Here is a 19,114-nt window from a genome sequence, read left to right on the forward strand (position 1 = left end):
CAGGGGGAACGGCCATGTTACGCCGACGCCCCGCGCGGGGGTTCCAGCGCCACCACGCCTTCGGCATCAACGCCTGCCAGCAGCGCGCGCACGGTACCGTGGCCAGGCACCTCCATGTCGGGCGCGATCTCCGCCAGCGGCACCAGCACGAAGGCACGCAGGTGCAGGTGGGGGTGCGGCAGTACCAGCCCCGGCGCGTCGATCACCGCATCGCCATGCACCAGCAGGTCGAGGTCAAGCGTGCGCGGGCCCCAGCGACTGCCGTCCGCCGCGCGCTCGCGCCCGTGGTCGCGCTCGATCGCCAGCAGCGCATCAAGCAGCGCGCGCGGCGCGAGCGTGGTCCGCAGCGTGGCCGCGGCATTGATGAAATCGGGCTGGGCCTGCAGGCCCCAGGCGGGCGTGCGGTAGCGACGCGAAGCGCGCAGCAGCCGCGTGCCGGGCAGCGCGTCGAGCGCCGCAAGCGCCGACGCGAGGGCCTGGCCGACATCCCCGACGTTGCCGCCAAGACCGACCGCCGCCGTGACGGCTGTCGCGGTCATCCCGCCTGTGCGGGCCGCGGACGGCGGCGACGACGGCGCGGAGCGGCCGCCTCGTCGTCTGCTTCGAACGCCGAGCTGATGGCGATCGCGTTGTCCGGGTCGAGCTGCGCTTCGCGCCAGAACGCGATGTCCTCGGCGTGGTCGTCGGACGCCGCCTGCCTGGCCAGCAGGAAATCGAACGCGGCGCGGAAGCGCGGGTGCGCGATCATCCGCGTGACGCGCTTGCGCTGGCGCTGGCCGAAGCGCGACTGCATCAGCCAGATCTCCTGCATCGGCACCGAGAAGCGGCGCGGCAATGCGATCGCCTCCAACTGGTGCACGGTGACGCGGTCCGCGGCGCGGCGCTGGGCATCGGCGGCATGCACGTCCTGCGCCTGCAGCGACATCAGGGTGCGGCAATAGGCGGGCCACAGCAGCAGTGCGAACAGGAATGACGGCGAAACCGGCTCATCGGCGGCGACGCGCGCATCGGTGCCGCGCAGGCCTTCAATCAGCACCCGGCGCAGCGCGCCGCTGCGGTTGGCGGCCAGCGCCGCCGCGCTTTCAGGCAGCAGCGCGCGCAGCAATCCATGGCGCTCGAGGCCTTCGAAACTCGCGACCGCGTGGCCGGACAGGAACATCTTCAGGCATTCCTCGAACAGCCGCGCGGGCGCGGCCTCGGCCAGCAGCGGCGCCAGCGCATGCAGCGGCGCCGCGGTGGCATCGTCGATGCGGAAGCCGAGCTTGGCCGCCAGGCGCACCGCGCGCAGCATGCGCACCGGATCCTCGCGGTAGCGGGTCTCCGGGTCGCCGATCAGGCGCAGGACGCGGTTCTGCACGTCCTCGAAGCCGCCCACGTAATCACGGACCGAGAAGTCGTCGATCGTGTAGTACAGCGCGTTGGCGGTGAAGTCGCGCCGGATCGCATCGTCCTCGACGCTGCCGTACACGTTGTCGCGCAGCAGCCGGCCACCCTCGTGGGTCTGGCGGTCGCCGCTGCCGTCGTCGACGTTGGCGCGGAAGGTCGCGACCTCGATGATCTCGCGACCGAACACCACGTGCGCCAGGCGGAAGCGGCGGCCGATCACGCGGCAGTTGCGGAACAGCGCGCGCACCTCGTCCGGCGTGGCGCTGGTGGCGAGGTCGAAATCCTTTGGATTCCCGCCCACCAGCAGATCACGGACCGCGCCACCTACGAGGTACGCATCGTGGCCGCATTCGCGCAGGCGGTAGAGGACGCGCAAGGCGTTGGGACTGATGCCCTTGCGGGAAATGCAGTGCTGGTCGCGGGGGATGACCCGCAGGACTGGGGAGTCGGTTGTTATGTCGTTGGGCATCTGAAAAAAGTTCGGGCCGGGCTGCCAAACGGCGCCCGCAGCTGGTTATACTAGCAAGCCACGCTGCGTTGACGACGCTGTCGTGGGCCGGTCGTCCAACCGGTGCCGCCCCTCCGGGTCGGCGATGCATCATCCAGCTCCCTTCGTCTAGAGGCCCAGGACGTGGCCCTCTCAAGGCTAAAACACGGGTTCGAATCCCGTAGGGAGCACCAATCCAGCAGGGCCCGCAGCCGGCGACGGACGCGGGCCCTGTCTTTTTGCGGGCGCCATGCGCGGCCAGCCGTCGCCCCGCTGGCGCTACAATGGCGGGCCTCAACGGACTCTGCGCGCATCATGCCCTTCGTCGTCACCGAAAACTGCATCAAGTGCAAGTACACCGACTGCGTCGAAGTGTGCCCGGTCGACTGTTTCCACGAAGGTCCGAACTTCCTGGTGATCGATCCGGACGAGTGCATCGACTGCACGTTGTGCGAGCCCGAGTGCCCGATCGGCGCCATCTATCCGGAAGACGACGTGCCCGCGGGGCAGGAAGGCTTCCTTGCGCTGAACGCCGAGCTGTCGAAGGAGTGGCCGGTGATCACCACCCGCAAGGACGGCCCGGCCGACGCCAAGGAATGGGAAGGCAAGCCGAACAAGCTGCCGCTCCTCGAGCGCTGAGCGCCTCCATACGGGCCGGATCCGCACAGCAACACGGCCCGTTTCCGGGCCGCGTCTCGACACATGGCGCGTGCACCGGGCGATGCCCGGCGGCGCTTACTCCGCCAGGCCGGCCTTCAGGGCCTCGATGACCTTCACCGCGCCTTCGCCGGTGGCGGCCAGTCCGCGCGGATCGACCGCGGACACGTAGGTACCGCCATCGACCTTGGTCACCCGCACCAGGAACTTGCTGTCGGCGAAATCGATGTCGTAGGTGCCCAGCACCTGCGCCTTGCTGACCACGGTCACGCCGTCGATGCCCTGCAGCAGGCCTTCGACGCGCTGGAACACCACGTCACGCTCGGCCGCAACGGTGAAACCGTTGCTGGCGGCGGCGGTGCCGGCCGCGGCGGGTGCCGGCATGCTCGAACGGCTCACGCTGCCGGCTTCGGGCATGCGCAGCGCCGAACTCGTGTCGGGGCGGTCGAGGTCCGGCGGCACTTCGAGCGGGCGGTTTTCGGGGCTCTGCGCGTACAGGGCGTTGTCCTTGCGCAACCAGCTGCAACCGGCGGTGGCGACCAGTACGACGGCGAGCGCGGCGACGGTGGTCGAGCGAAGGGCTGTGCGGGAAAGCGGCATGGGGATCTCCTGGGAAAGCGGTTCAGGCCGCGAGTGCGTCGCGGCAGGATTGTTCGAGGGCCTCGAGGCCGGCGGCAATGCCGTCGGCTGCGGCGGCGTGTGCGTGGGACAGCGGCAGCAGCGGCAGGCGGATGCCGTCGCGATGGCCAAGGCCGCGCCGTGCGAGCAGCGCCTTGACCGGGATCGGGTTGGATTCGACCCCGCAGAACGCGACCGTCTCGCCAAGCCGCGCATTGAGCGCGGCGGCAGCGACGGCGTTGCCGGCGCGGGCCAGGTCGCACAGCAGGCGGAACGCCGCGGGCGCCGCGTTCGACGCCACCGACACCACGCCGTCGGCACCGGCCAGCATGTCACGCACCGCGGTGGGATCGTCGCCGCTCAGGATGCTGAAGCCGGGGCCGCGCAGGCGCAGCAGGGCCTGCATGCGGTCGGCGTCGCCACGCGCTTCCTTGATGCCGATGATGGCCGGATGCGTGGCCAGCTCCGCCACCGTTGCCGGCAACATGTCGCAGCCGGTGCGCGGCGGCACGTTGTACAGCACCACGGGCAGCGCGCCGTCATCGGCTACGGCCCGGTAATGCGCCACCAGGCCGGCCTGTGTAGGTCGCACGTAAGGCGGCGTGACCACCAGCGCCGCATCGGCACCGCATGCGGCCGCGCGGCGCGTCTGCGCGATGGTGCGCGCGGTGGCCGACTGCCCGGTGCCGGCCAACACCGGTACACGCCCCGCCACCTGCGCCACCGCGGCACGCAGCAGCGTCTCGTACTCGTCATCGGTCAGCGCGGCGGCTTCGCCGGTGGAACCGGCGACGACGAGTGCCTGCGTGCCCGCCGCCAGCTGCGCGTCGATCAGGCGCTGCCAGGCGTCGAGGTCAAGGTCGCCGGACGCCGTGAACGGGGTCACCAGCGCGGTGATGCTGCCGGAAAGATGCAAGCTGGGCCTTCGAGGGGAAACCGTGCGGAATGCGGCGCAAGTATGCGCGCGGCGGGTCGATCTTACTTGCGGGCTCGAAGCGCGGGCAAGTATGCTGGCCGCAGCCTCCGGGCGCCCGCGGAGCCTGCGTTCAGGCCACCGGCGGGAAGCGGCTCCCCGGGTCTCCTTCGCCATCGCCGCTCCCGTGGAACCCGCCTTGACCGACACCGATACCACCGCGCGGCCCGCGCCGACCGAAAACCACCTGCTGATCAACGCCTATACGACGCATCCGCGCTCGCCGCTGCTGGCGGTGTCGCGACGCATCGCCGACAGCGGCTGCAACCTGGTCGACACGCGCCTGTCCACCGTGGGGCGCGACGTTTCAGTCACCGCACTCGCCACCGGGTCGTGGGACGCGGTCGCCAAGCTCGAAGCCATGCTGTCGCGCCTGGAGCGCGAGGAAGACCTGAAGCTCGTCTGGTACCGCACCGGCCCGAAGCCCATCCAGTCCAACCTGCTGCCGTACATCGTCGAAGTGGTGGCGTCGGACAAGCCGGGGATCCTGTTCCAGCTGGCGGATTTCTTCGACCACCAGAACATCACCATCGAGAGCCTGCACTGCTCGCGTTACCGCGCCATGCAGACCGGCGCCGACATGTTCTCGGCGCAGATCACCATCGGCGTGCCGGCCGATATGCACATCGCCGCGCTGCGCGACGACTTCCTCGAGTTCTGCGACCACCTGAATCTCGACGCCATCATGGATCCGATGAAGTTCTGACGCGGCCGCCGACAGCAGACCGATGAACGAAGCCGACATGATCGACCGCGCGACCCGCGACCTGCCGTTGCAGCTTTCGGGCGGCACCACGACCACGCTTGGCGCGTATGCCGGACGCTGGCTGGCGCTGTACTTCTATCCCAAGGACGCCACGCCCGGCTGCACCACCGAGGGCCTGGACTTCAACGCCCTGCTCCCCGAATTCGAAGCACTCGACGCCGACGTGCTCGGCGTCTCGCGCGACACGGTGAAGTCGCACGACAACTTCTGCGCGAAACAGGGGTTCCGCTTCGCGCTGGTCAGCGACGCGGACGAGGCCCTGTGCCGCGCGTTCGACGTGATCCGCGAGAAGAACATGTACGGCCGCAAGGTGATCGGCATCGAGCGCAGCACCTTCCTGGTCGATCCCGACGGCCGCATCCACCGCTCCTGGCGCAAGGTGCGCGTGCCGGGGCATGCCCAGGCCGTGCTCGACGCACTGAAGGACGCGCGCTCCCGGTGAGCCGCCCCTGCGCCGCGTGGCTTCCCCGCCCTCCCGCGCACTCGCCGCCGGCCTGCCGCCGCGCGCATCCACTTGCCACCCTCACCTGACGGGACTGGAGTCCTGATGATCACAGACGCCAAGCTGATCTACGTGCTCGACACCAATGTGCTGATGCACGACCCGACCGCGTTGTTCAAGTTCGAGGAGCATGACGTCTACCTGCCGATGCAGGTCATCGAGGAGCTCGACAACGGGAAGAAGGGCACGACGGAAGCGAGCCGCAACGCACGCCAGGCCAGCCGCTTCATCAACGAACTGATCGAGGCGCAGGGCGCCGACCGCATCGCCTCGGGGCTCAGGCTCGAGCGCCCGGGCGGACTGCAGCTGCGCGGCACCGGGAGCTCCGGCTGCCTGCGCTTCCAGACCACCGCGCCGAAAGAGGATGCCGGCTCGTTCGCGGTGACCGGGCCCGACAACCGCATCCTCGGCGCCATTCTCGACCTGCGCCGCACCGAGCCCGACCACCCGGTGGTGTTCGTCTCCAAGGACATCAACCTGCGCATCAAGGCCGCCATCGCCGGCCTGGCCAGCGAGGACTACGAGAACGACCGCGCGCTCGACGATTTCAGCCTGCTCTACACCGGCGCCACCGCGCTGCCGGAGGATTTCTGGCAGCGCCACGGCAAGGAGCTGAAGTCCTGGACCGACAAGGGCCGCACCTATTACGAGCTGCGCCGCACCGATGACGATGACTGGCATCCCAACCAGTACCTCTACCTGCCCGGCGACGAAGATGCCGAGCTGCGCGTGGCGAAGGTGGAAGGCGACCGGGTCACGCTGCAGATCGTCGACGACTACCGCAGCCACCAGCATGCGGTGTGGGGCATCGTGGCACGCAACCGCGAGCAGAACTTCGCACTGAACGCGCTGATGGACCCGGAGATCGATTTCGTCACGCTGCTCGGCACGGCCGGCACGGGCAAGACATTGCTGGCGCTGGCCGCGGGCCTTGCGCAGACGATGGATGCGCAGCGCTACCGCGAAATCATCATGACGCGCGCCACCATCAGCGTGGGCGAGGACATCGGTTTCCTGCCGGGCACGGAGGAGGAAAAGATGACGCCCTGGATGGGCGCGTTGACCGACAACCTGGAAGTGCTGATGCCGCACAACAAGGACGGCGGCAGCTGGGGCCGGGCGGCGACCAACGACCTGCTGGCATCGCGCATCAAGATCCGCTCGATGAACTTCATGCGCGGGCGCACGCTGCTCGATCGCTGGTTGATCCTGGACGAGGCGCAGAACCTCACGCCCAAGCAGATGAAGACGCTGATCACGCGCGCGGGCCCGGGCACCAAGATCGTGTGCCTCGGCAACGTGGAGCAGATCGACACGCCGTACCTTACCGAGACCACTTCCGGGCTGACGTACGCGGTGGATCGCTTCAAGCACTGGGCGCACAGCGCGCACGTCACGCTGCGTCGCGGCGAGCGGTCGCGGCTGGCGGATTACGCGTCAGAGGTGCTGTAGCGGGTTTGGTCGCGCCCGCTGGGGCCCTGTGGGTTGGGGCCTCGCGGGGCTGTGGTCGCACGAGGTGCTCGGTAGCGGGCGAGCCACCCCTCAATCGTCCTGCGGCGCCTCGGCGCCCTTGCGCGTGGCCTGCGTGTAACGCAGCGCGGACGCGAGGTCCTTGAAGTAGCTGGCGGGATCGTCGCGACGGATGATGTCGGCGCGCAGCAGTTTGCGCAGGACGCCGAGGTTGGCGCCGCTGAGCAGCACCTGGATGCCGCGTGCGCGCAGGCCGGTGATCGTGGATTCGAGGCGCTTGAGACCGGTGGCGTCCATGAAGGGCACGCGGTCGAGGCGCAGCGCGACGTGGCTCGGCGCGGTGCGCGACCAGGACAGGGCGCGCTGCAGCGAGTCCACCGAACCGAAGAAGAACGGGCCCTCGATCGCGTACACCAGGACGTCCTCGGGCAGGGCTTCCATGCCGGCCAGTGCCAACTCCTGCTGCAGGCTGGCCTGCCCGTGCTGGACCACTTCGACCGAAGCGCTCATCCGGCGCATGAACTGGAACATGGCCAGGATCACGCCGATATTCACTGCCACCACCAGGTCGGTGAGGAGCGTGAGGGCGAAGGTGACCAGCAGGATCACCACGTCGGCGCGCGGCGCCTTGCGCGCCATGCGCAGGAACCGTCCCGCTTCGCTCATGTTCCAGGCGACGACGAACAGGATCGCCGCCAGCGCGCACAGCGGGACCTTGCCGGCATACGGCGCCAGCACCACCAGCACCAGCAGCAGGGTGATCGAGTGCACCACGCCGGCCAGCGGACCGGTCGCGCCGTTGCGGTGGTTGGTGGCGGTGCGCGCCAGCGCGCCGGTCGCGGCGATACCGCCGAACAGCGGCGACAGGATGTTGGCGATGCCCTGCCCCACCAGTTCCTGGTTGGAGTCGTGGCGGGTGCCGCCCATGCCGTCGGCGATCACCGCCGACAGCAGCGATTCGATCGCACCGAGCATGGCGATGGTGAACGCCGCCGGCAGCAGCATGGTCACGGTATCGAAGTCCATGTCCGGCCAGGCGAACGACGGCAGCTGGCGCGGGATCGCGCCGAACGCGGATTCAATCGTGGCCACGCCCTGCGGCGCGAACGCGACGTTGAACACGGTTGCGGCCAGCATTGCCAGCAAGGGACCCGGCACCTTGGCCAGGTACGGCAATCGCGGGCCGAGGACCGCCAAGGCCAGACTGCCCAGCGCCAGCAGCGTGGTCGGCAGGTGCAGGCCCGGCAGCGCCTGCAGCAGGCTCCAGGCCTGGCGGTAGAACGCGCCTGCGGCCGGCGCGGGCAGGCCGAAGAAGTACTGCCACTGGCCCACCCAGATGATCACCGCGATGCCGGCGGTGAAGCCCACGATCACCGGGTCGGGAATGAAGCGGATCACCCCGCCCAGGCGCGCCAGGCCCATCAGCACCAGCATCACGCCGGCCATCAGCGTGGCCACCAGCAACCCCTGCACGCCGAACTCGGCCACCACCCCGGCGAGGATGACCACGAAGGCGCCGGTAGGACCCGCGACCTGGATGCGCGTGCCGCCGAACAGCGCCACCGCCGCTCCGGCGATGATCGCGGTGTACAGGCCCTGCTCCGGCTTGACCCCGCTGGCGATCGCGAACGCCATCGCCAGCGGCAGGGCGACGATGCCAACCACGATGCCCGCGGTGATGTCGGCGAGCCAGCGCTCGCGCTTGAACAGCCCGGCGCGCCAGGCTTCGACGGCGGCGATCATGCGGTGGGGCCTCGGCCTCGATCGGGAACTGCCCCATCATAAGCAGCCGGCAGCCGGCACAATAGGCGCATGTCCAAGACCATCGTTTCCGCGCTGACCATCGCCGGCTCCGACTCCGGCGGCGGCGCCGGGATCCAGGCCGACCTCAAGGCATTCGCCGCGCACGACGTGCACGGGCTGTCCGCGATTGCCGCACTGACCGCGCAACACACCCGTGGCGTCACCGCGGTGCACGTGCCGCCGGTGGCGTTCCTGCGCGCGCAGATCGATGCCTGCTTCGACGATTTCAACATCGGCGCGGTCAAGCTGGGGATGCTCGCTTCGGCCGAGGTTATCCACGCGGTCGCCGATGCGCTCGAGGTGCATCGCCCCGCCTGGCTGGTCGTCGACCCGGTCATGGTCGCCACGTCCGGCGCGCGCCTGCTGGAATCCGACGCGCTCGACGCCATGCGCACGCGGCTGCTGCCGATGGCCGACCTGCTGACGCCCAACATCCCGGAAGCCGAGCTGCTGCTCGGCGCGCCGATCGCCGACGCAGCAGCCGCAGCGGACGCGCTTGCGGCGCTGCGCGCGATGGGCGCGCGTGGCGTGCTGCTGAAGGGAGGTCATCTCGCCGAAGGCGACACTGTCGTCGACCGGCTTTCCGAAGGCGCCGGCGTCCGCGAATTCCGCCAGCCGCGCATGGATGTCGACGGCCACGGCACGGGCTGCACCCTGGCGTCGGCGATTGCCGCGAACCTCTGCCTCGGCCGCTCCATGGCAGACGCGTGCAGTGACGCCGTGGCCTATGTGCACCGGGCACTGCAGCTCGGCATCCGCCCGGGGCGCAGCGACGTGCTGGTGCTCGGCCACATCGCAGCGCGCCCGCGGTGAGTGGTGCCGACGGGGCGCGCGTGATCGCGGTCGAGGCTGCCGATGGCCACCGCTACGAGCTGCTCGCCCGCATCCCCGCTCAGCCACGCCGCAGCCTGCTGTGGCTGCCGGCGCTCGGCATCGCGGCGCGCCATTACCTGCCATTCGCCGAAGCGCTTGCCGCGCGCGGCATCGCGGTGTTCATCCACGAATGGCGCGGCCACGGCAGCAGCAGCCTGCGCGCCAGCCGCGCCGTCGACTGGGGCTATCGCGAACTGCTTGAACGTGACATTCCCGCAAGTGAAGCCGTGATCGATGCGACCCTGCCCGGCCTGCCGCGCGTGGCCGGCGGACACAGCCTCGGCGGGCAGCTTGCCTGCTGCCGGCTCGCGCTCGCACCGGCATCAGCGGGCACGCTCTGGCTGGTCGGCAGCGGAGCACCATGGTGGCGCGCATTCCGCCTGCGCGAGCGCATGTGGCTGCCGCTGGCGTACCGCTTCCTGCCGTGGCTCGCGGATCGCGCCGGTGCACTGCCCGGCCGCCACATCGGCTTCGGCGGCAACGAGGCGCGCGGGCTGCTGCGCGACTGGGCCGCAACGGCCATCAGCGGTCGGTACGCCGCGATCGGACTTGGTGACCTGGAGCCACGCATGGCCGCGGTGGACGTGCAGGTGCGTGCCGCGCTTCTGGAACGCGACTGGCTGGCACCCGCGTCATCACTGCAATACCTGCTGTCCAGACTTCCCCGGGCGCAGGCCGAGGTCACGGTCCTCTCCGCTTCCGCGCTGGGCGTGCCGGCGGATCATTTTGCATGGATGAAGTCGCCGCACGCGGTCGCCGCCTGGCTCGGCAGCTGAATCAGCGCGGCTGAACGGAACACCAGACGCGGGCCGCTGACCGGGCGCGCTTCGATTTGCCGTTGTTACTGGCAATCCGGTTCCGTGGAAGTGCAGCACATGATCGTGTTCCGACTGATCACCACTATCGCGCTGGCGGCCCTGCTGGGCGCATGCGCATCGTCCCATGGCAGCGTCGATGCCCCTCCCGACCAGCCCCGCGCCGCCGTCGGCGAATACCTGATCGGCGTCGACGATATCGTCCAGGTGACTGTGTGGCGCAATCCTGAACTGGGGATCACGGTTCCCGTTCGTCCCGACGGAATGATCTCGGTGCCGCTGGTGGGTGACGTGGTGGCCGGTGGCCTCGCGCCTTCGGCCGTGGCCGCCAACATCCAGGAGAAGCTCGCCGCCTACGTGCGCGACCCGCAGGTGGCCGTGATCCTGACCGACCTGCGGAGTCATGAGTACCTGTCGCGCGTGCGGGTGACCGGGGCCGTGCGGCAGCCGATTTCAATCCCTTACCGCCAGGGGATGACGGTGCTCGACGCGGTGCTGGCAGCGGGCGGTGTCAACGAGTTCGCGGCGTCCGACCGTGCCGCCCTGTACCGCCGCAACGACGACTCGACCACGACCTATGCCGTGCGCCTGGACCGTATCCTCGACCGCGGCGACCTGACCACCAACCACCGGGTGGCACCGGGCGACGTGATCACGATCCCGGAGCGCGCATTCTGATGGCTTCCAACGCCCTGGCCGCGCCGCGTCGTCCCGGCCTCCCGCTGCCCAGCACCTCCGAGCTCGCGCCAAACGAGTTGCTTCCCATCCTGCTGCGCGAAGTGCGGGCACGTATCGTGCCCCTGGTTTCGATCTTCACCGCGATCGCCCTGCTCACCCTTGTCGTGGGCCTGTTCGTGATCCCGCGCATCTACACCGCCTCGGTCACGATCCTCGCCCAGGACAGCGACATCATCCAGCCACTGCTCGAGGGCCGCGCCGTTCCCACCGGCGTTGCCGACCGTGCCGGCATGGCGCGCCAGATTGTCTACGGCCGCAAGGTCCTGTCAGCAGCGATGGCTGTCGGTGGTTGGCTTGATGCAAGTCCCAGCCCGCTCGAACAGGACCGGCTGATGGAGGAGATCCGCAACCGCACGCTGATCGAGAGCCCGCGACCCGAACTGGTGCAGATCAGTTACCGCGACCGCGACCCCGAACGCGCCTTCCGGATCACCGAAGCCTTTGGCTCCATGTTCATGAGCGAAGCCGCGGCGGCCAAGGGACGCGAGAGCCGCGAGGCCTACGAGTTCATCGACAGCAAGGTGCAGGAGTACCACGCCAAGCTGTCGAGCGCCGAGGGCAACCTGCAGGAATACCAGTCGCGCAACGTCGACGCCCAGCCCGGCAGCGCCGCAGATGCCACCACCCGGATCGGTGCACTGCGCACCCAGCTCGAGCAGACGCGGATGGCGCTGCTGGAGCAGGAATCGCGCGAGTCGTCGATCGAGGCGCAGCTGTCGGGCGAGTCCGCGGTGACCGCGGTGCAGACCCGCGAGGGCCTGTACCGGACGCGCCTGATCGAGCTCCAGTCCGAGCGCGACCGCCTGTTGCTGACCTACACCGAGCAGCATCCCGACGTGGTCCGCCTCCGCCACCAGATCGACGACATCAACCGGATGCTCGCCGACGAGCGCAGCCGCCGCGAATCACCCGGCGGCGCCGGCAGCCTGTCCGACGAAGCGCAGGCCAACCCGCTCTACCAGGAACTGCGCAGCCAGCTGGCACAGGCGCGGCGCGAGACGGCGGCCACACGCTCGCGGCTGCAGATCGCGCAGTCGCTGCTGGACGACGAGCTCGACCGCAGCCGGCGCATCGCGGCCTCCGAAGGTGCGCTTGCCGAACTCACCCGTGACTACGAGGTCAACCGCGAGATCTACCAGGACCTGTTGCGTCGACGCGAGAATGCGCGGGTATCGATGGGCCTCGACCAGGAAAACCGCGGCCTCACGCTGCGCATCCAGGATCCCGCGACCATGCCGCTGCGCCCGACGGGACTGCGCTTCATGCATATCGCGGCCGCCGGCCTGCTGGTTGCGATCGCGCTGCCACTGGCCCTGGTGTTCGCGGTGGTGCGCTTCGACCCGCGGGTGCGGTCGCCGCACCTCATCGTCAAACACTCCCAGCTGCCCCTGCTGACCACCGTGCCTGCCTATCCCACTCCCGGCGAGCGCCGGCGCGAGTATGCTTCGATGGCGCTCGCCATCGCGATGGTCGGCTCGGTGGTGCTGGTCTATGTCTTCACCTACGCCTACAAGGTGGTAGTCGCATGAGTGCCGCATCGGTGATCGACCCGCACCCCACCCGCGACACCCCGGAGGGCGCCGCCAACGCCGCGAAGCCGCGCCATGAAGGTTCGCGCAACCTGGCCCGCGTCCAGCAGACGCCGCTGACCCCGCGCGCACTCGAGGAGCGCCGCCTGATCCACCGGCAGGACTCGGTCCGCGTCCAGGCCGACGCATTCCGCGACCTGCGCACGCGGCTGCTCAACCTGCGCGGCAACCAGAACTTCATCACCCTGGTGGCGCCGGTCGGGCATGGCTGTGGCGGCAGCTTCGTTGCCCGCAACCTCGCGCTCGCATTCGCCTTTGACGAGGCCAAGACCGCCCTGCTGGTCGACTGCGATGCGCTGCATCCAAGCCACCACATGGCACTCGCTGCCGGCAGCGACAACCGCGGGCTGATGGACTACCTCGGCGGCGGCATCGATGACCTTGCGGAGATCCAGTACCCGACCGGCATCCCGCGACTGCAGCTGATCCCCAACGGCAGCGTGCGCGAGATCGCCGGCGAGTACTTCACCTCCGCGCGCGCGCGCACCATGATCGACTCGCTGCGCGCCGCCGACCCGAACCGCTACATCATCCTCGATGCACCCTCGGCCCTGAACTCTCCGGACGCGCGCATCCTGTCCGACCTGGCCGACGTCGTCGTGCTCGTCGCCGGGTACGGCAAGGTCACGCTCGACGCGATCGACAAGGCCGCCGCCAACTTCGACCCGGACAAACTCGCGGGCATCGTGTTCAACGACAACCACTGATCGCCAGCGGAGGGGGATTGCCATGGGAAGGTCCCGCATACGGACTTCGTTGATCGCCGCCGCCGTGGCCGTGGCGCTCGCGGCACCGGTGTCCGCGCACGCGGCCCGCATCAGCTACGTGGTCGATGCAGGCGTCGAGCACGACGACAACGTCCGCCTGGACGCGGTGGAACCGGACAGCCAGGTGATCATGCGCGCCGGGGTCGGCTTCGTGGCCACCCAGGAAGGCTCCACCGTGCAGGCGGTGGTCACCGGCCGCGCCGACTACCGCCACTTCGAGGAAGGCGTCGACAACGGCGTGGAAGGCGTCCTGTCCGCCTACCTGAACTGGGTCATGGTTCCCGAACGGCTCAGCTTCGCCATCCAGGACGAACTCGAGCTGCAGGCGATCGACCGCTTCGCACCCGACTCGCCCGACAACCGCCAGCAGGTCAACGTGCTCTCGCTGGGCCCGAACTTCCTGTTCCACGTGGGCGACACCCTGCAGGGCCGCCTGGAAGCGCGCTACATCGACACCCACGCCGAGGTGACCGACGAGTTCAACTCGAACCGCATCGGCGCCGCGCTGCGCGTGGCCAAGGCCTTCGACGAGAACAGCAGCCTGGGCGTGAACGCGCAATGGACCGATGTCGATTACGACCAGGACCTCGTCGCGCGCGACCACGAACGGATCGACCTGTACGCCCACTACGTCCGCGTCCTCGCCAACACCGACTACGCCATCGACGCCGGCTACTCGCGGCTGGATTACGACGACGGCGAGCGACGCACTGGCCCGCTGCTCCGTTTGGAGGCGGGCTGGCGGCCAGGCGAGCGCACCCGCCTGTCGCTGGCGCTGGTGGACCAGTTCTCCGACGCCGCCGACACGGCGCTGATCGAAGGTGTCGCCGACAGGTCCGCGACCAGCATCCCCGAAGGCGTCCTGGTCGACGACAGCGCGGTCATCGCGTCGGCCTACCGCGAACAGCGCGTCAGTTTCGCATGGGCCTACAGCGGTGAGCGCCTCGGCTGGCGGGTTCAGCCGTATGCGCAAAGGCTCCGCTACATCGATGCGCAGCAACCCGACGAGGAGGTCCAGGGCGTGCTGCTCGGCCTGGACTACCGCTTCCGGCCCGACCTGACGTTGCGCGCCTGGGCCGGTGGCGAACGCGTCGACTACACGCTGCTCGATGCGCAGGAAGACACGCGCCGCGCCGGCCTCACGCTGGAGAAGCACTGGACGCGGCACTGGAGCACGTCGCTCAGCTATTTCCGCTACGAGCGCGACAGCGACATCCTCGCCGACGTCCACCAGAACATCTGGTACATCTGGATGTCCTACAGCAACCGCCCGCGATGAGGCCACCGGACGTGGGCATGACGACGTGAACGCACTGGCGGCACTTCGCCACTGGACGCGCACCTCGGCCCACCCCGCGGCTGCCGCCGCGCGGCGTGCGAGGGGGATCGGCCGCGGCCTGACCCTGCCGGCACCGCGCATCGTGGTGCGGCCTTACCTCTGGCTGTTCCTGGCCGCGCGCGGCACGCTGTTCTTCCTGCGCCGCATCCTCGTGGCCGAGCCGCTCTTCAAGGCGTACTGCACCCGCGTCGGCCGCGGCGTGACCACCGGCATCTACGTTCCCTGGGTGCAGGGCAGCGGCGAACTCGTGGTCGGCGACCACGTCCACGTCAGCGGGCAGATCTCGATCAACTTCGCCGCGAGCTTCAGCGATCGCCCACGCCTGGAGATCGGCGATCATTCCGATATCGCCCACCTGACCCGTTTCGTGGTCGGGCGCGAGATCCGCATCGGGCGTCACGTCCAGGTCGCAGGCGGCGTGACGTTCCGAGACTCGGGCGGGCATCCCACCGATCCCGAGCGCCGGCGCCTCGGCGGCGCGCCGGACCCGGAAGACGTCAAGCCCATCGTGGTCCACGACCACGCATGGATCGGGACCGGCGTGCTGGTCATGCCGGGCACCGAGATCGGCGAGGGTGCGATCGTCTCCGCACACGCCGTGGTCTCCGGCAAGGTGGCGCCGTACAGCATCGTCGCCGGCAACCCGGCGCGCCGGATCGGCATGGTCGAGCAGTCAGCCGCCGCCTAGGTGGCGCCAACGGCCGGCGGCGCGCGTCAGACCAGTGCTTCGGCCACGTCGGGATGGCCGAGGAAGGCACGCGGGCTCGCGCTGCGCCCATAGGCGCCGGACTGGAAGACCACCACCAGGTCGCCGGGTTGCGCGACGCCCAGCTCCATGCGGTCGCCGAGCAGGTCCAGCGGCGTGCACAGCGGCCCGACGACACTGGCCGTCTCCACCGCGCCACGGCGGCCGTTGACCATCACGGGATAGTTGCGGCGCATGACCTGGCCGAAGTTGCCGGAGGCCGCGAGATGGTGGTGCATGCCGCCGTCGACGACCAGGAACACCTGCCCGCGCGAGTGCTTGCGGTCGACCACGCGCGACACGTAGATCCCGGCCTCGCCCACCAGGTAGCGGCCGAGCTCGATCACGATGTGCGCGCCGGGCGCATCGCCGCGCAGCCGCGCGGTCAGCGCGGCGAGGTTTGCCACGACCGGCGCCAGGTCGAGGTCGGTCTCGTTGGGCGCATAGGGGATGCCGAAGCCGCCACCGAGGTTCAGGCTGCGCAACGGCGCCGGCAGCAGGCCTGCCCACTCCATCGCCAGTTCGTAGCTCCGCGTCTGCGCCTCGACGATCGCCGCGGAGCGCAGGTTCTGCGATCCGGCGAACATGTGGAAGCCCTCGAACGCCAGTCCCGCCGCACCGATGGTGCGCAACGCGGCCGGGATCTCCTCGGCGTCGATGCCGAACTGGCGCGCCCCGCCGGTCATCTTCATGCCCGACGCCTTGAGTTCAAACGGCAGGTTCACGCGCAGTGCAACGCGCGCCGGCGTGCCCGTGGCCTCGCTCGCGCGGGCGAGGATGTCGATTTCACGGAATGATTCGATGTTCACCAGCACGCCGGCCGCTTGCGCCTGGACAAGCTCGGCGTCGGATTTCCCGGGCCCGGCGAAGCTCACGTGCTCCGGGTCCGCTCCTGCGTCCAGCGCCACGCGCAGCTCCCCCGCCGAGGCGACGTCGATGCCGTCCACCAGCGATGCCATGTGCGCGACGAGGGCGGGCATCGGGTTGGCCTTCATCGCGTAGTGCACGCGCACGCCGGCAGGCAGCAGGGCGCGAAGGCCGTCGCTGCGCGCGGTCAGGCGCGCGCGGTCATACAGGTAGCAGGGCGTGGAGCCCACGGCCGCGACCACGCGCGACAGCGGCTTGCCGCCCACCAGCAGTTCCCCGGCGGCGTCGGTAGGCCATGCCATCACCGGATTGCCGGCGTTGCTGGAGTCGTTCACTGGATGGCCTTCCGCGCGGCAAGCGCATGATGGAACGCGATCAGTTCCTCGATATTGTTGCGCCATTGCCGGTGGGCGGCGATATAGCGGCGCGCGGCGGCGCCTACCCTGGCCAGGACCGCGCGGTCGCGGCTCCGCGCCAGGACACTCGCGACCGCGGCATCGAGGTCGCCGGCCTTGAACATCCAGCCCGTCTCCCCCTCCACCAGCACTTCGCGGATCGGCTCGAAGTCGGGCGCGACCGGCGGCACGCCGCAGGCCATGAACTCGAACAGCTTCACGGGCGACGTGTAGTCGCCGGCGCTCGGCAGGACGGCCATGTCCATCGCCGCGAGCAGCCCGGGCACCTCGTCATGCGCCACGCGCCCCGTCATCACCACCTGCGACGACAGCCCGCGGGACTCGACCAGCGCACGCAGCGCGGGATAGGTGGCCCCATCGCCCACCAGCAGCAGTTTCAGGTGTGGCGCCGCCTCGAGGTGGTCCGCGATGCGGTGCACGAAGCGGTCGATCGCATGCCATGGCACGAACCCGCCGAGGTAGCCACAGACCACGTGGCCGTCCAGCCCCAGGCGCGCCCGGGTGCCCTCGCGCTGCTGCTCGCTGAAGGTGAACTTGGCGATGTCCGCGGCGTTCGGCGTCACGATGGCCGGTGCCATGGCCCCGTGCGCCGCCAGCGCGCGGTCGCGGAAGATGCCCGACACGAACACCAGCCCGCTGGCATTGCGGAAGGCCAGGCGCTCGATGGCCATCGCCAGCCCGCGGAACGCCAAGGGCCGCACCCGTTCGACGGTGGCCGAGTCGTTGACCTCCAGGATGATCGGGATCCGGCGCAACCGCGCCAGCCAAATCGGCGCGTACATGAACAGCGAATAGCGCTCGTAGATGAAGTCGACGTCGCGGTTGCGCAGCAGCCAGGCGGCGATGCGCCAGCCCGCGACGACGTTGTAGGCGAGCTCGGCAAGCTCGAACAGCGGCTCGGGCAGGCCGGTCACCAGCTTCATCCACGGCCTCGCCTGCCGGGTCGGCGACATCGCGCGTGGCGACGAATAGGGATCGGCGCCCGGCAGCGAGATGATGTCGACCGCGACCCCCTTGGCACGCAGGGCATCGGTGATCCCGCGGATGTGCACGCCCTCGACGGCCTTGCCCTGCGTGCGATGGTGGTAGAGCACCTTGCGGACCGACTTGCGGCCCGCGTGGCCAATGCTGTCCATTCCGTCCGTTCCTCTGTTCAATCCAGCGCGACCAGGGCGTTCTCCAGCAGGTTCGTGCCCTGCTGCCGGCGCGCCAGCTTCGCCAGCAGTCGCTCGCACGACGCCAGCGGCCCGGCTTTCCGCACGTCGATCCAGTGCAGGCGGCGCGAACGCGTCGCCATGCGTGTCTTGTAGTCCTGGGTCCCGGCGAGGAAGTCGAATTCATCGCGCCCCTCGCCCATGGCCTGCTCGATCGCCGCGTGCAGCGCGGCGACGCCGGGGCGATCGCCCTTGTGCAGCAGCCCGTAGTTGAGCCCGCAGTTGTAGAAGTAGACCCGGTTGCGCCAGCACAGGTTGTAGAGGTAGCCGACGAGGCTGTCGCCGGCGGTGACCCTGGTGATGCGGGTGTAACCGGCTTGCGTTCCCGTGGCTACGAGGTCGCGATGGAAGCGCCCGAAGAACGGGCTGGCGAAGGACCCTTGCTTGCCCCTGGAGCGCCAGTACCGCGTGTGCAGCACTTCAAGTCCGCCGAGCCACTGCAAGGCGGTGCCCGCCTCCGCGGCAACCTCGCATCGGATCGGCCCAAGTCGCGCGTACGCGCGGGCCGTCTGCCTGAGGCTGCTGCGGCTGCTCGCACCCAGTGTCGCGACGTAATCGCCACCAGCCGCCCGCACGGCGCCGAGGTCCACGTAATGGGAGCTCTGCGCCTCGATGCTGACCGCGTGCATCGACCGGGGCAGCGCGGCGAGGATGGCACCGCCGTGCGTCGTCGCCACGATGCGCAGGCGACGCCAGCCGGGCCGGAAGGCACCGAGCGCTTCGAACAGCGCGGCATAGGCACGCTGCTCGGCGCCCCGGCGCGCCAGCAATCCGGAGTACTCGACGGTGATCTCATCGAGCTCGGCGTCCGCGGTTTGCTGCAGGTGCAACGAATGCCTGCCGAACACGCGGCTCGCACCGCGTTCCGCCGCGAGCACCAGCAGGCCAAGTCCGGCCGGGCCGGCGTCGTCATGGGCCCGGAACACCAGCGGCCTGACGTCGGCGGGAAGATTGCGCAGCCAGGCGGCGATCCAGGGCCACGTCGTGAAAGGCGACCCGTCCGCCTCCGCCTCCAACCGCAACCACTCGGCCTCCAGGCCGTGGCACGCGGCCAACGGCACGATCTCCCCTCGCATGTGTGCGGGCATG

General features: G+C 69.7%; 19 protein-coding genes and 1 tRNA gene. 12 read left to right on the forward strand and 8 right to left on the reverse strand.

From position 1 onward, the window contains the following. Nucleotides 1–17: 17 nt before the first annotated feature. Together folK and pcnB are read right to left on the reverse strand one after the other, a co-directional pair. A complete protein-coding gene (folK, locus tag JHB91_RS04785; protein WP_199471852.1) occupies nt 18–539 on the reverse strand; it encodes a 2-amino-4-hydroxy-6-hydroxymethyldihydropteridine diphosphokinase in 522 nt (173 codons plus the stop codon). Then, on the reverse strand, nt 536–1,855 hold the full coding sequence (gene pcnB, locus JHB91_RS04790) for a polynucleotide adenylyltransferase PcnB (protein WP_199471853.1): 1,320 nt from the start codon (nt 1,853–1,855) through the stop codon (nt 536–538). Before pcnB ends, folK begins: the two co-directional genes overlap by 4 nt. A gap of 136 nt (nt 1,856–1,991) precedes the next feature. Here pcnB and JHB91_RS04795 point away from each other — a divergent pair. Further along, nucleotides 1,992–2,067, forward strand: a tRNA-Glu gene (locus JHB91_RS04795). Between the two features lie 121 nt (nt 2,068–2,188). Then, nucleotides 2,189–2,512, forward strand: a complete 324-nt coding sequence (gene fdxA / locus JHB91_RS04800; protein ID WP_199375467.1) for a ferredoxin FdxA — start codon at nt 2,189–2,191, stop codon at nt 2,510–2,512. A gap of 96 nt (nt 2,513–2,608) precedes the next feature. Here the strand turns inward: fdxA and JHB91_RS04805 are convergent, their stop codons facing one another. Together JHB91_RS04805 and dapA are read right to left on the reverse strand one after the other, a co-directional pair. Continuing rightward, nucleotides 2,609–3,130 carry a hypothetical protein gene (locus JHB91_RS04805; RefSeq protein WP_199471854.1) on the reverse strand — a complete coding sequence of 174 codons (522 nt, stop codon included), beginning with the start codon at nt 3,128–3,130 and terminating at the stop codon, nt 2,609–2,611. Nucleotides 3,131–3,152: 22 nt separating this feature from the next. Then, on the reverse strand, nt 3,153–4,064 hold the full coding sequence (gene dapA, locus JHB91_RS04810; RefSeq protein ID WP_199471855.1) for a 4-hydroxy-tetrahydrodipicolinate synthase: 912 nt from the start codon (nt 4,062–4,064) through the stop codon (nt 3,153–3,155). A gap of 196 nt (nt 4,065–4,260) precedes the next feature. Between dapA and JHB91_RS04815 the strand changes: the two genes are divergently transcribed. From JHB91_RS04815 to JHB91_RS04825, 3 genes are all read left to right on the forward strand, one after another. Further along, a complete protein-coding gene (locus tag JHB91_RS04815) occupies nt 4,261–4,827 on the forward strand; it encodes a glycine cleavage system protein R (RefSeq protein WP_233348389.1) in 567 nt (188 codons plus the stop codon). Between the two features lie 22 nt (nt 4,828–4,849). Further along, nucleotides 4,850–5,329 carry a peroxiredoxin gene (locus tag JHB91_RS04820; RefSeq protein ID WP_199471856.1) on the forward strand — a complete coding sequence of 160 codons (480 nt, stop codon included), beginning with the start codon at nt 4,850–4,852 and terminating at the stop codon, nt 5,327–5,329. Nucleotides 5,330–5,437: 108 nt separating this feature from the next. After that, nucleotides 5,438–6,841: a PhoH family protein gene (locus JHB91_RS04825; RefSeq protein ID WP_199375733.1), complete on the forward strand. Its 1,404-nt coding sequence runs from the start codon at nt 5,438–5,440 to the stop codon at nt 6,839–6,841. A 90-nt stretch (nt 6,842–6,931) separates the two neighbouring features. Here JHB91_RS04825 and JHB91_RS04830 read toward each other — a convergent pair whose 3' ends face one another. Then, the gene (locus JHB91_RS04830) at nt 6,932–8,602 is read right to left on the reverse strand and encodes a SulP family inorganic anion transporter (protein WP_199471857.1); all 1,671 of its coding nucleotides are present in this window, start codon (nt 8,600–8,602) and stop codon (nt 6,932–6,934) included. Nucleotides 8,603–8,671: 69 nt separating this feature from the next. Here JHB91_RS04830 and thiD point away from each other — a divergent pair, with 69 nt between their 5' ends. From thiD to JHB91_RS04865, 7 genes are all read left to right on the forward strand, one after another. Next, a complete protein-coding gene (gene thiD, locus JHB91_RS04835; protein WP_199375461.1) occupies nt 8,672–9,475 on the forward strand; it encodes a bifunctional hydroxymethylpyrimidine kinase/phosphomethylpyrimidine kinase in 804 nt (267 codons plus the stop codon). Further along, nucleotides 9,472–10,311, forward strand: a complete 840-nt coding sequence (locus JHB91_RS04840; RefSeq protein ID WP_343225054.1) for an alpha/beta fold hydrolase — start codon at nt 9,472–9,474, stop codon at nt 10,309–10,311. Before thiD ends, JHB91_RS04840 begins: the two co-directional genes overlap by 4 nt. 99 nt (nt 10,312–10,410) lie before the next feature. After that, nucleotides 10,411–11,028, forward strand: a complete 618-nt coding sequence (locus JHB91_RS04845; RefSeq protein ID WP_199375460.1) for an XrtA/PEP-CTERM system exopolysaccharide export protein — start codon at nt 10,411–10,413, stop codon at nt 11,026–11,028. Beyond that, nucleotides 11,028–12,617 carry an XrtA system polysaccharide chain length determinant gene (locus JHB91_RS04850; protein ID WP_199375459.1) on the forward strand — a complete coding sequence of 530 codons (1,590 nt, stop codon included), beginning with the start codon at nt 11,028–11,030 and terminating at the stop codon, nt 12,615–12,617. Before JHB91_RS04845 ends, JHB91_RS04850 begins: the two co-directional genes overlap by 1 nt. Next, entirely contained in the window at nt 12,614–13,384 is a 771-nt protein-coding gene (locus tag JHB91_RS04855; protein WP_199375458.1) for a CpsD/CapB family tyrosine-protein kinase, read from the forward strand. The genes JHB91_RS04850 and JHB91_RS04855 overlap by 4 nt, the downstream gene beginning before the upstream one ends. A 49-nt stretch (nt 13,385–13,433) precedes the next feature. Then, entirely contained in the window at nt 13,434–14,723 is a 1,290-nt protein-coding gene (locus JHB91_RS04860; RefSeq protein WP_199471858.1) for a hypothetical protein, read from the forward strand. Between the two features lie 25 nt (nt 14,724–14,748). Continuing rightward, complete coding sequence (locus JHB91_RS04865) at nt 14,749–15,471, forward strand: acyltransferase (RefSeq protein ID WP_199375456.1); 723 nt, start codon at nt 14,749–14,751, stop codon at nt 15,469–15,471. 26 nt (nt 15,472–15,497) lie between these two features. Here the strand turns inward: JHB91_RS04865 and JHB91_RS04870 are convergent, their stop codons facing one another. The 3 genes from JHB91_RS04870 to JHB91_RS04880 are packed head-to-tail and all read right to left on the reverse strand — an operon-like array spanning nt 15,498 to nt 19,113. Continuing rightward, a complete protein-coding gene (locus JHB91_RS04870) occupies nt 15,498–16,730 on the reverse strand; it encodes a pyridoxal-dependent decarboxylase, exosortase A system-associated (protein WP_199471860.1) in 1,233 nt (410 codons plus the stop codon). After that, complete coding sequence (locus tag JHB91_RS04875; protein WP_199375454.1) at nt 16,727–17,947, reverse strand: glycosyltransferase family 4 protein; 1,221 nt, start codon at nt 17,945–17,947, stop codon at nt 16,727–16,729. Before JHB91_RS04875 ends, JHB91_RS04870 begins: the two co-directional genes overlap by 4 nt. Nucleotides 17,948–17,964: 17 nt before the next feature. Beyond that, complete coding sequence (locus tag JHB91_RS04880) at nt 17,965–19,113, reverse strand: GNAT family N-acetyltransferase (protein WP_199471862.1); 1,149 nt, start codon at nt 19,111–19,113, stop codon at nt 17,965–17,967. Nucleotide 19,114 lies beyond the last annotated feature (1 nt).

It is taken from the genome of Luteimonas sp. MC1828 (assembly GCF_016461615.1).
Taxonomy (GTDB): Bacteria; Pseudomonadota; Gammaproteobacteria; order Xanthomonadales; family Xanthomonadaceae; genus Luteimonas.